Here is a 12,001-nt window from a genome sequence, read left to right on the forward strand (position 1 = left end):
GTATGAAAATGGAGAAAAAGTTTCTTTATGAAGGTAAGGCCAAAATTGTTTATGCCACCGAAAATCCCGATGAGGTGGTAGTGTATTACAAAGATGCGGCGACCGCTTTTGACGGTAAGAAAAAAGGAGAAATAGAAAACAAAGGCTACTTAAATGCTCAAATTTCCGCTTATATTTTTAAGTATTTAGAAAAGCAGGGAATAAAGACTCATTTTCTTGAAGTAGTTGGGGAGCGGGAACAGCGGGTTAAAAGGCTTTCCATTATTCCGGTGGAAGTGGTAGTCCGCAATATTGCTGCGGGATCTCTTTCCAAACGGCTGGGGCTTCCCGAAGGGACTGACTTACCTTTTCCGGTGGTGGAGCTTTACTACAAAAACGATGAATTGGGAGACCCGATGATTAACCATTATCACGTGCAGGCGTTAAATCTGGCTACCCCGGAGGAAATAAAGTATATGGAAGATACCGCTTTAAAAGTTAATTCATTATTAAAGGAATTTTTTGACTCGCTCAATATTTTGTTAGTTGATTTTAAACTGGAATTTGGAAGATTTCACGACCAAATCCTTTTAGGCGACGAAATATCTCCGGATACGTGCCGGTTCTGGGATAAAGATACCCGGGAAAAGCTCGATAAGGACCGGTTTAGAAGGGACCTGGGGGGAGTTTCCGAAGCCTATACGGAAATTTTAAAGCGGATTAAAGAAAAAGCGGAGTAGAGGAGGAAAATTATGGCAATAGCCCGTGTAATTGTGGAATTAAAGCCCGGGGTTTTGGACCCCCAGGGGGAAGCGATTAAAAATTCCTTGCATGCTCTCGGGTATGAGGAAGTAAAAAAAGTGAGGGTTGGCAAGTTTATTACCTTAGAAGTTGAGGGAAATGACTTAAAGGAAATAGAAGAAAGAGTTAAGGAAATGGCCGATAAGCTTTTAGCCAATGTGGTCATTGAAAAATTTTCGGTGCAGGTGGAGGGTTAAGATGAGGTTCGGGGTGGTGGTTTTTCCGGGCTCTAACTGCGATGCCGACTGTTTTCACGTCTTAAAAAACGTCTTTGGCCGGGAAACGGTGTATATCTGGCATAAAGATGATAGTTTTGATGTAGACTGCATTGTTCTGCCCGGAGGCTTTTCCTACGGCGACTATTTGCGGGCCGGGGCGATTGCCCGTTTTAGTCCGGTGATGAAAAAAGTGGTAGAATTTTCCGAAGCCGGAGGTTTGGTTATCGGTATCTGTAACGGTTTTCAAATCCTTTTAGAAGCGGGGCTTTTACCCGGTGCCATGCTTAGAAATAAAAGCATAAATTTCCGGTGTCATGATGTTTACCTCCGGGTAGAAAACAACGAAACTCCCTTTACCAATAAAGCGCTTAAGGGACAGGTACTGAAAATTCCCATTGCCCACGGGGAGGGTAATTATTACTGCGAGCCGGATACCTTAAAAAGGCTTATTGCCAACGGACAGGTGGTTTTTCGGTACTGTAATTCCCGGGGGGAAGTGACCGAGGATGCCAATCCCAACGGTTCCCTTTACAATATTGCGGGAATCATTAACGAGAAAGGTAACGTCCTCGGCATGATGCCCCATCCGGAGCGCTGCTCGGAGAAAATCCTGGGGGGAGAGGATGGCAGGGTAATCTGGGAATCGATTATCGCGTACTTGGAAAGGGGGGCTAACCGTGGCTAAATGGCGGGAGATGGGATTAACCGACGAAGAATACCGGCGAATTGTCGAGTATCTGGACCGCGAGCCCAACGAAGTAGAACTGGGAATGTGTGCGGTAATGTGGTCGGAGCACTGCAGCTATAAAAGTTCCAAAATTCATTTAAAAAAGCTTCCCACCAAAGGTCCGGCGGTAGTGCAGGGCCCCGGGGAAAATGCCGGAGTGGTCGATATTGGTGACGGACTGGGAATTGCCTTTAAAATTGAAAGCCATAATCACCCGTCAGCCATCGAGCCCTACCAGGGAGCAGCGACGGGAGTTGGAGGAATAATCCGGGACATCTTTGCCATGGGAGCGCGGCCGATAGCCCTTTTGGATTCCCTGCGTTTTGGCAAACTTGACTCGCCCAGGGTTCGCCACCTTTTTACCGGCGTGGTGGCCGGGATTGCCGGCTACGGTAACTGCATCGGGATTCCTACGGTGGCGGGGGATGTTTATTTTCAGGAATCGTACGCAGAAAACCCCCTGGTTAATGCCATGTGTGTGGGCATCGTGGAGCTTTCCAAACTGAAAAAAGGTGTAGCATCAGGGGTAGGCAATCCGGTTCTTTTGGTGGGAGCGACTACCGGGCGTGACGGGATTCACGGAGCCACCTTTGCTTCCGAAGAGCTGTCCCGGGACGGGGAGGATAAAAGGCCTTCGGTGCAGGTGGGAGACCCGTTTATGGAAAAGCTTTTACTGGAAGCATGTCTGGAGGCTCTGGAATACGGTCACATCGTTGGCATGCAGGATTTGGGCGCTGCCGGACTTACCAGCTCCTCTTCGGAAATGGCCGCCCGGGGGAAATCGGGTATCCGGCTTTACCTGGACAGGGTACCACTCCGGGAAGAGGGGATGACCCCTTATGAAATCATGCTTTCGGAGTCCCAGGAGCGGATGCTTTTGGTGGTGGAAAAAGGGTATGAGGACGAGATTATCAAAATCTTTAAAAAGTGGGATTTAAATGCGGTGGTGGTGGGAGAAATTACCGCTGGCGAGGAAATTGAGGTATTTTTTGGCGGGGAATGCGTGGCAAAACTTCCCTACCGCTTACTAACCGAGGAGGCTCCTGTTTACGACCGTCCTTACCAGGTTCCGGAGATTAAAAACCTGCAAAGCGTAAATCCGGCTGGGGTGGATTGCGGAGAGGCTTTGCGCCGGCTTTTACAAAACCCCAATATTGCCCGGAGAGATTATGTGTATGAACAGTACGACCACCAGGTGGGGGTTAATACGGTGGTTAAGCCCGGTTACTCCGATGCGGCAGTTTTAAGAATCAAGGGCACGAAAAAGGGCATTGCTGTAAAAACCGACGGCAACGGCCGCTATGTTTACTTTAATCCCCGGGAAGGGGCCAAACGGGCGGTATTGGAGGCGGCTTTAAATTTGGCGGTTACCGGGGCAAGGCCTCTGGGACTTACCAACTGCTTGAACTTTGGCAACCCGGAAAAGCCGGAGATTATGGGGCAGTTTGTGGAAGTAATTGCTGGGATGAAGGACGCGTGTGAAATTTTAAATATTCCCGTAACCGGTGGCAACGTTAGCTTTTACAACGAAACCGGTGAAAAAGCTATTTACCCTACACCGGTTATCGGGATGGTGGGTTTAATTGACGATCTGGAAACTGGACTTATTCCCATGGCTTTTCAGACCGAGGGAGATTTAATTTACCTCCTGGGTGAACCCACCGGGGAGCTCGGACAAAGCGAGTTTTTAAAGGAGTTTTTTGGGGATGTTCTGGTTCCGGTACCACCGGTGGATCTTCAGGAGGGGAAAAAGATAATTGACCTTTTGCCCTTGTTAAAAAAGCAAGGACTCATTAACTCTGCTCATGATGTTAGCGATGGCGGTTTGGCGGTTTCCCTTTGTGAGGCAGCGTTTGCCGGGGAGCTGGGGGTAAACATCGATTTTATCACTTCCCTTTTACCGCAGGAGATGCTTTTTTCGGAAAAAGTTGGCCTGGTAATAGTATCGGTTTCGCCGGAAAAAGCAAATGAATTTGAAGAGATTGTAAAAGCTTCCGGCGTTGCCGTTACCAAGCTTGGCCGGGTGAACGGGAATGATGAAATAGAAATTTGCCTAAACGGTCAGAGGGTTATCAAAGAAAAGCTATCGGAGTTAAAAGCCTTGTATGAGGGGGGCCTACGTTGGGCTTTGAAATAAGAGAAGAGTGCGGGGTGTTTGGGATTTATGCTCCGGGGTATGATGTGGCCCGGCTTACCTACTGGGGGCTTTTTGCCCTGCAGCACCGGGGGCAGGAAAGTGCGGGAATTGCGGTAGGCGATGGCAGGGATATAAACCTTCACAAGGGCATGGGGCTGGTGGCGGAAGTTTTTAGCGAGGAGAAATTAAACGGGTTAAAAGGTTTTGTGGCTGCCGGACATGTACGTTATTCGACCACCGGGGCCAGCGTGCCCATAAATGCCCAGCCGTTGGTGTTTCATTATAAGTTGGGGAAAATTGCTTTAGGACATAACGGCAATCTCGCCAACGTTTTAGAACTTAAAAAATATCTTCTGTCCCGGGGGGCAATTTTTCAGACCACTACCGACAGCGAAGTGATTTTAAATGTTATTGCCCAGTACGCCCAGACGGATTTGGTGGAAGGTATTTTAAAGGCGATGGTGGATTTGAAGGGAGCGTATTCCCTGGTGATTATGACCGAGAACCAGTTAATAGGGGTGCGCGATCCCTGGGGTTTTAGGCCTTTAGTGTTAGGGAGGTTTCATGACGGGTATGTCTTGGCTTCCGAGTCGGCGGCCCTTGATACCATTGGCGCTGAGCTTATTCGGGATGTGGAGCCGGGGGAAATTATCGTAATTGACGAAAACGGCCTTAAAAGTTATAAATTCCTGCAGGGTATGAAGCATTCCTTTTGCATTTTTGAATTTATCTATTTTGCCCGACCGGACAGCATTATTAATGGCTATCATGTAAACACCGTTCGGCGGAAAATGGGTCACGTACTGGCTAAGGAATACCCGGTAAAGGCGGATTTGGTGGTGCCAGTGCCGGATTCGGGTACCGCCGCAGCCCGGGGATATGCGGAGGCATCGGGGATACCTCTGGAAGAGGGGTTAATGAAAAATCGATATGCCGGCCGTACTTTTATCCGGCCGAGCCAAAGAGAACGGGAAATTGGCGTAAAGTTAAAATTAAACCCTATTCGTGAGGTTTTAAAGGATAAAAAAATTGTGGTTATTGATGATTCGATTGTCCGGGGGACGACCAGCAAGCAGATTATCGAGCTTTTAAGAGATGCCGGGGCCAGGGAAATTCATTTATTGTTAAGTTCACCACCGTTTATTCGCTCCTGTTATTACGGTATTGATATTTCCCGTGACGATGAATTAATTGCGGCAAAGTATTCGGTTGAGGAAATAAAAAATTATATTGGTGCCGATGGACTTTATTATTTATCTTTAGAAGGATTGCTGGGAATATTTAAGGAACGGGATTTTTGTCTTGCTTGCTTTACCGGGGATTACCCGGTACCGATAAATTAATGGTGGGGGTAAGACCATGGAGGAGTTAACGTATAAAGCCGCCGGGGTCGATATCGATGCCGGCATGGATGTGGTCCGGCGCATTAAATCTGAAGTGGAGAAAACTTTAAACCCCAATGTTCTGGCGGGGATCGGTGGTTTTTCCGCCCTGTATCGCCTGGATGTAACCGGTTATAAAGAGCCGGTGCTGGTTTCATCGACCGATGGGGTGGGAACAAAGCTTAAGATAGCTCAGGCCCTGGGAAAATACGACACCATAGGTATTGATTTGGTAGCGATGGTGGTGAACGATTTACTCACTGTGGGAGCTAAACCGCTGTTTTTCCTGGATTACGTTGCGGTGGGCAAGCTAAATCCGGAACAGGTGGCCGACTTGGTGAAAGGAATGGCGGAAGGCTGCCTTGAGGCAGACTGCGCCCTGGTTGGGGGAGAAACAGCGGAAATGCCCGGGGTTTACCATCCCGGAGATTTTGATATTGCCGGCTTTGGTGTTGGGGTTGTGGATAAGAGCAAAATAATCGATGGAAGTTCCGTTAAAGCAGGTGATTTTATACTTGGCATTGCTTCCTCGGGGATCCACAGTAATGGCTTAAGTCTTGCCCGAAAGGCTCTCCTGGAGTACGGTAAATATCATCTTACCGATTATGTCGAAGAGTTTGGGAAAACCCTGGGGGAAGAACTTTTAACTCCTACCCGGATTTATGTAAAGCCGGTACTTAATTTAATGCAAAGGGTGGAGATAAAAGGCATGGCCCATATTACCGGCGGCGGGATTTTAGATAATCTTCCCCGGGTTTTACCGGAAAAGGTGGAGGCACGGATAACCGTAAACTGGGAAATACCAAAAATATTTAAGTTAATTGAAAAAGCCGGGAATGTGCCGCGAAGGGAGATGTGGCGGACATTTAACATGGGCATTGGTTTTATTTTAATCGTGGAGGAGGCCAAGGTTCAGGAAGCAATTAAGACGTTTGAGAGTTTTAATTATAAGGCATGGGTAATTGGTGAAATTACCGCGGGGGAGCGCAGGGTGATTATTAATGAATAGGGAGGAAGGCGATGATAAACTTAGGGGTTTTGGCTTCGGGACGGGGGAGTAACTTTCAGGCGATTATTGATGCGGTAGCACGGGGAGTTTTGCCGGCAAAAATTAAAGTGCTGGTGACCGATAATTCTGAAGCTTACGCTATCGAACGGGCCAGGCGGGCGGGTATACCCTGGCATTACTTTGACCCGAAAAGTTTTAAAAATAAAGAGGAATACGAAAAGGAGATAGTGAAAACCTTACTTTCCTATGAAGTTGATACGGTGTGTCTTGCGGGCTACATGCGCTTAATTGGCAAACCTTTGCTTTCTTCTTTTCCAATGAGGATTATTAATATCCATCCGGCGCTGCTACCGGCGTTTCCCGGGCTTCATGCCCAGAAACAAGCTCTGGATTACGGGGTGAAAATTGCCGGCTGTACCGTGCATTTTGTCGATGAGGGGATGGATACTGGCCCCATTATTTTGCAGGCCGCGGTTCCGGTGTACGATGACGACAGTGAAGAAAGCTTAAGTGAGCGGATTTTGGAACAGGAACACCGGATTTTGGTAGAGGCGCTTAGGCTTTTAAGTGAAAACCGCTTAGTGGTAGAAGGACGGCGGGTTAGAATCTTGCCGGACGGGAGGGAAGGACATGGGAAGTAAGCGGGCTTTAATTTCCGTTTACGATAAAAGGGGTATAGTAGAATTTGCCGGGAAATTAGTAAATTTAGGTTTTGAAATAATTTCTACCGGGGGAAGTTATAAGGTTTTAAAAGAGGCCGGTATCCCGGTAACGTATGTAAGTGAGATTACCGGTTTTCCGGAAATTTTAGAAGGACGGGTAAAAACTTTGCATCCGGCTATCCATGGAGGTATTCTTGCCAAAAGAACGGAGGATCACTTAAAGGAAATTTCAGAACAGGGGATAAAGCCTATTGATTTGGTGGTAGTAAATCTTTATCCCTTCCGGGAAACGGTAGCGCGGGGAGCTGACCATGACGAAATCATTGAAAATATTGACATAGGTGGCCCCACTTTAATCCGGGCAGCAGCTAAAAACCACCGGTACGTTACGGTGGTGGTGGATCCGGAAGATTATCTTGAAGTGGCCGAATATATAGAAAAGGGAGAGGTTCCGCTTGAAGTCAGGGAAAGGTTAGCTTTAAAAGCGTTCCGCCATACCGCCAGTTACGACATTGCCATTGCCAATTATTTTGCGGAAAGGTTAGAAGATGGTGGTTTTCGGAAAAAATTATATATTGAAGCGGAACAGGTGGAAATGCTGCGGTACGGGGAAAATCCCCACCAGCGGGGTGCGGTTTACCGGGTAGAAGGACATCCCGGATTGGTGAAGGCGGAAATTTTAAACGGGAAAACCATGAGCTTTAATAATTACCTTGATGCCGATGCAGCATACCGGTTAATCTGGGAGTTCAGTGAACCGGCGGCAGCTATTATCAAGCACACCGTACCCTGCGGTGTGGCTACCGGTGAAAATTTAAAGGAAGCTTACGAAAAAGCGTATGCCGGGGATCCGGTTTCGGCCTTTGGGGGAATTGTTGCTTTTAACGGTGCGGTGGATGAAAAGGTGGCTGAGCTTTTGGTTCAGCATTTTTACGAGGTTATAATTGCTCCGGATTTTCGTGATGAAGCCTTAAAAATCCTGCGGGAAAAGAAGAATTTACGGGTTATAAAGGCAAAACCGCTTGCTTTGGAGGAACTTAATTTAAGGCAAATTAGCGGCGGACTGTTGCTTCAGGAAAAAGATGGAAAGCTTTATGAAGAATTAAAAGTGGTAGCGGGTAATGATTTAACCGAAGAGCAAAGGGAAGATGTAGTTTTTGGTTTAAAAGTAGTAAAATACGTTAAATCCAATGCCATAGCTGTGGTAAAGGACAGGATGCTTTTGGGAGCCGGCGGTGGGCAGACCAGCCGGATTGATGCGGTAAAAATTGCTTTAAATAAAGCCGGGGAAAGAGCCCGGGGAGCGGTGGTGGTTTCCGATGCCTTTTTCCCCTTTGCCGATTCCATCGAGGAACTGGCCAAAGCGGGGGTTTCGGTGGTAGTTGAGCCGGGAGGAGCGGTGCGCGACCGGGAAGTAATTGAAGAAGCGGCAAAAAGAAATGTAACTCTCGTTTTTACGGGAGTAAGGCATTTCTTACATTAGGAGGGTTAGTGAATGAAGGTTCTGGTAGTGGGAAGTGGTGGCCGGGAGCATGCTATAGTAAAAAAACTTAAAGAAAGCCCCAAAGTTACGGAGGTATTGGCCGCTCCGGGTAATGCCGGTATAGCACGGGAGGCGCGGGTGGTGCCGGTGGAAGCGGATAACCTATCGGGGCTTTTGGAAATTGCCCAGCGGGAGAATGTGGATTTAACGGTGGTGGGACCCGAGCTTCCCTTAACCCTGGGGATTGTCGATTATTTTAACGAACATGGTCTTTTAGTATTTGGTCCCTGCCGGGATGCGGCGCAAATTGAGGGCAGTAAAAGTTTTGCCAAGGAGCTAATGCGGGAGAACGGTATTCCTACGGCTTTTTATGAAACGTTTAGCGATTATAACGAAGCCAGGGAGTACGTTTACCAAAAAGGGGTGCCGATAGTTATTAAAGCAGATGGCCTGGCGGCGGGTAAAGGGGTATACGTTTGCCAGGAGTTAGAGGAAGCGGTAAAAGCTTTAGACGATATCTTCGTTAAGCGGATTTTTGGCGCTTCGGGAAACAAAGTGGTTATTGAAGAATACCTCGAAGGACAAGAGGTAAGTATCATAGCGATCACCGATGGGGAAACGGTGGTGCAAATGGTTCCGGCCCAGGACCACAAAAGGGTTTTTAACAACGACCAGGGACCCAATACCGGGGGAATGGGAGCTTATGCCCCGGCTCCCGTATATACTCCGGAAATTGCCGAAAGGGTCCAGCGGGAAATCCTCCTGCCTACAATAAAGGGGCTTAAAAAGAAAGGGATAACCTACCAGGGAGTTTTATATGCGGGGCTTATCTTAACCAGGGAGGGGCCAAAAGTTTTGGAGTTTAATGCCCGCTTTGGTGATCCAGAGACTCAGGTTATCCTGCCCCTGTTAAAAACAGACTTGGTAGAGATTATGCTGGCGGTGGTGGAAAAAAGGCTTTCCCAGGTAAAGGTAGAATTTCTGCCCAAGGCCTGTGCCACGGTAGTATTGGCCTCCGGCGGGTATCCCGGAAAATATGAAACCGGTAAAGTTATCCATGGTCTTGACCGGCTACCGCCGGGGGTGGTGGCGTATCATGCCGGAACGGCTTTAAATGGAGACGATATTGTTACCGCCGGCGGCCGGGTGTTAAATATAACGGCGGTAGGGGATACCCTCAAGGCGGCCATAGAACTTGCCTATGAAGGAGTTAAGGCCGTGTCTTTTGAGGGTATGCACTACCGCACCGATATTGGCCAAAAAGCATTAAAATTACAATAGGGCTGCTATTCAATTCGATAATTACTTACTTCCTCCGAAGCCATGGGTATAACTTCTATGGCTTCTTTATTTTTAGGATTATTTGCCCTGTAAAAAACCACAGTAACTTTTTGTTCCCCGGGGCAGTCGGCATAGCGGGCTGTAATCCGGGCTGCTGTTTTAAGCGCTACATAGGAAATTTCATTTCCGGTTAACACTGCCAGGGGACCCTTAAAATTTTGTACCCGCATTAAGATGTCACTATCTTTGGCCGTTGCTTTTAACGCTTCGTTTTCCTCGTGATTGCGGCCGACGATGAGCTTTGCTCCGTGACTTAGCCTAAACTGGCGGCCGATATTTAGTCTTTTGATTTCTCTTAAATCATACTGACCGTGGGTGATTAAATCTTTAAGTTTTTTACCGTATTCGACCTGGGTTAAAAGGCAACCGCCGGCGGGGGAAGGATAATTTTGGATTCCCAGTTCTCTGGCCAAAGCCATCTGGGGCTTGCGGTTGCGGCCGGAAAAATCCAAAAGTTTTTCCCGGTCGATTATTCCCAGGCGTTCCGGTAAAGTGGGGGGAAGGTTTTTAGCGGTGAGCGGCCGTACCAAGATATCTTCAACTCCCGCTTCTCTGGCGGTTTGTTGCATCGAGTGACGCATCTGGGATTTTGGCCTTTGACCCAGTACTTCACCGCTTATTAAAAAAGAAGCGTTATATTTGGGTAATAGTTCTTTTGCTTTTTTTAACATGAAAGCCCGGCAGTCAATGCACGGGTTCATCGCTTTTCCGTAACCGTATTTTGGTTTTAAAATTATTTCCAAATAATCGTCGCCCAGCGGTTCTAAAATTAGCGGTACTCCTAATTCTTTGGCTTTTTCTTTGATATATTCGGTTTTTACTTCGGAAACAAAAGGATTTATAAAATGAAGAGCGGTAACATCGGCGCCGGCTCTCTGGGCAACTTTGATAGCTAAGATACTGTCAAGACCGCCGGAAAAGAGCGCTAAAGCTCGGTTGTTCATTGTTAATGCCTCCTTTAAAAACTTCATTTAATAATATACCGTAGTTTTTTTCGAAAAAAAAGAGCGGCTTAATTTAAAGTAAAGCCGCTCTTTTTACGGACGCCTTTTTTTATCAAAAACAATCCGGTAATTAGCTAATTCCTGGTCAGTAGCTTTTGGAACATTAACCCGTTTTACTTCGGAATCGTTCCAAATCTTTACCGTAACTGAGGTCTCAGGAGTATCGGCATAACGGGCGGTGATTTTGGCTGCAAGGTTAAAATCGTCTTCCGTTGGATTGCCTTGAATTAAAGTTGTCGGGCCGGTAAAACCTTCTACCTTGACGAGGAATTCCCCGGGTTTTTTAAAATACGAAATCAATTCGTTTTCCTGAGCATTTCTTCCTACGATAATTTTTGCCGTGGATGACAGGCGGAAATGACGCCCAAATTTTAAACGGTCAATATCTTCTACCGTTAGCTTGCCATTATAACGAATTAAATCCTGCACTTTGCCAGCAAATTCTTTTTTGGTTAAAAGGCATCCTCCCGAGGGACAGGGATAATCATTTATTCCAAAATTTGCGGCAAGTTCGATCTGGGTTTTCCGGGAGCGACCGGAAATAGCTAATAGTTTATCCCGGGAAACGTAACCCTCTTGCTCGGCAATCGTTGGAGGAAAATGCAGGGCCGAAAGGGGCCGAAGAACCAAACCCTTAATTCCCGCTTCCCGGTCTATTAAATTTATGGCATCCCGTCGCTGCGAATTAGGCCGCTGCCCTAAGACTTCTCCGGTAATCATAAATTTGGCGCCGATTTCTTCCATAAGTTTCTTTGCTTTTTTAAATTTCAAGATCCGGCAGTCAATGCAAGGATTTAAAGCGCTACCGTAGCCGTGGGGTGGGTTTTCCACGATTCTTAAATATTCTTCTCCACAGTTTTGCACATGAAGCTTTATACCTAAATCAGCCGCTAACTTGGCGGTGGAAGCACATCCCTGACCTTTAGCTAAACAACGACAAAAAGGGCTGGTAAAATTAACCGCTTCTACTTCTACACCTTGTTCCTGGATAAGCTTTATGGCTAAAGTGCTGTCAAGTCCTCCTGAAAAAAGCGCCAGAGCCTTCACCATATTCACACCCCCAAACGCCTAATTCAGGGACGGTTCTGTATTTTGCGTCTATACGCCAAAAAAAAGAACCGTCCCTAAAATTGGTGTTTATTATTTTTTGTAGTACATGAACAAGTATACCGAAAATTGCTGAAGAAGACAACCGAAAATTATTGACAAGAATATTTTAGTATATTAAAGTATTAAAATAAGAAAAGTTGCGGGGGGT

Annotated in this window: 11 protein-coding genes; 9 read left to right on the forward strand and 2 right to left on the reverse strand. The window is 46.9% G+C overall.

Translation table 11 applies throughout. The features are described from left to right. The first annotated feature begins 8 nt into the window (after positions 1–8). Genes purC through purD form a run of 9 tightly spaced genes read left to right on the forward strand, consistent with a single transcriptional unit; the run spans position 9 to position 9,679 of the window. Positions 9–719 (forward strand): phosphoribosylaminoimidazolesuccinocarboxamide synthase, encoded by a 711-nt coding sequence (gene purC / locus ciss_RS11340; protein WP_075866403.1) that lies wholly within the window; start codon positions 9–11, stop codon positions 717–719. A gap of 12 nt (positions 720–731) precedes the next feature. Then, the gene (purS, locus tag ciss_RS11345) at positions 732–977 is read left to right on the forward strand and encodes a phosphoribosylformylglycinamidine synthase subunit PurS (protein ID WP_075866404.1); all 246 of its coding nucleotides are present in this window, start codon (positions 732–734) and stop codon (positions 975–977) included. A 1-nt stretch (position 978) separates the two neighbouring features. Continuing rightward, a complete protein-coding gene (gene purQ, locus ciss_RS11350; RefSeq protein ID WP_075866405.1) occupies positions 979–1,683 on the forward strand; it encodes a phosphoribosylformylglycinamidine synthase subunit PurQ in 705 nt (234 codons plus the stop codon). 10 nt (positions 1,684–1,693) lie between these two features. After that, entirely contained in the window at positions 1,694–3,862 is a 2,169-nt protein-coding gene (gene purL, locus ciss_RS11355; RefSeq protein WP_439951286.1) for a phosphoribosylformylglycinamidine synthase subunit PurL, read from the forward strand. Then, entirely contained in the window at positions 3,847–5,205 is a 1,359-nt protein-coding gene (purF, locus tag ciss_RS11360; RefSeq protein ID WP_075866407.1) for an amidophosphoribosyltransferase, read from the forward strand. The genes purL and purF overlap by 16 nt, the downstream gene beginning before the upstream one ends. 16 nt (positions 5,206–5,221) lie before the next feature. Next, positions 5,222–6,253 (forward strand): phosphoribosylformylglycinamidine cyclo-ligase, encoded by a 1,032-nt coding sequence (purM, locus tag ciss_RS11365; RefSeq protein WP_075866409.1) that lies wholly within the window; start codon positions 5,222–5,224, stop codon positions 6,251–6,253. An 11-nt stretch (positions 6,254–6,264) separates the two neighbouring features. After that, positions 6,265–6,894: a phosphoribosylglycinamide formyltransferase gene (gene purN, locus ciss_RS11370; protein ID WP_075866411.1), complete on the forward strand. Its 630-nt coding sequence runs from the start codon at positions 6,265–6,267 to the stop codon at positions 6,892–6,894. Further along, positions 6,884–8,398 (forward strand): bifunctional phosphoribosylaminoimidazolecarboxamide formyltransferase/IMP cyclohydrolase, encoded by a 1,515-nt coding sequence (purH, locus tag ciss_RS11375; RefSeq protein WP_075866412.1) that lies wholly within the window; start codon positions 6,884–6,886, stop codon positions 8,396–8,398. Before purN ends, purH begins: the two co-directional genes overlap by 11 nt. A gap of 12 nt (positions 8,399–8,410) precedes the next feature. Next, positions 8,411–9,679, forward strand: a complete 1,269-nt coding sequence (gene purD, locus ciss_RS11380) for a phosphoribosylamine--glycine ligase (protein WP_075866413.1) — start codon at positions 8,411–8,413, stop codon at positions 9,677–9,679. Between the two features lie 5 nt (positions 9,680–9,684). On the opposite strand, the gene ciss_RS11385 is transcribed toward purD, so the two are convergent. Beyond that, complete coding sequence (locus ciss_RS11385) at positions 9,685–10,683, reverse strand: 7-cyano-7-deazaguanine synthase (RefSeq protein WP_075866414.1); 999 nt, start codon at positions 10,681–10,683, stop codon at positions 9,685–9,687. Between the two features lie 93 nt (positions 10,684–10,776). Continuing rightward, positions 10,777–11,793: a DUF814 domain-containing protein gene (locus tag ciss_RS11390; RefSeq protein ID WP_075866415.1), complete on the reverse strand. Its 1,017-nt coding sequence runs from the start codon at positions 11,791–11,793 to the stop codon at positions 10,777–10,779. Positions 11,794–12,001 lie beyond the last annotated feature (208 nt).

It is taken from the genome of Carboxydothermus islandicus (assembly GCF_001950325.1).
Lineage (GTDB): Bacteria > Bacillota > Z-2901 > Carboxydothermales > Carboxydothermaceae > Carboxydothermus > Carboxydothermus islandicus.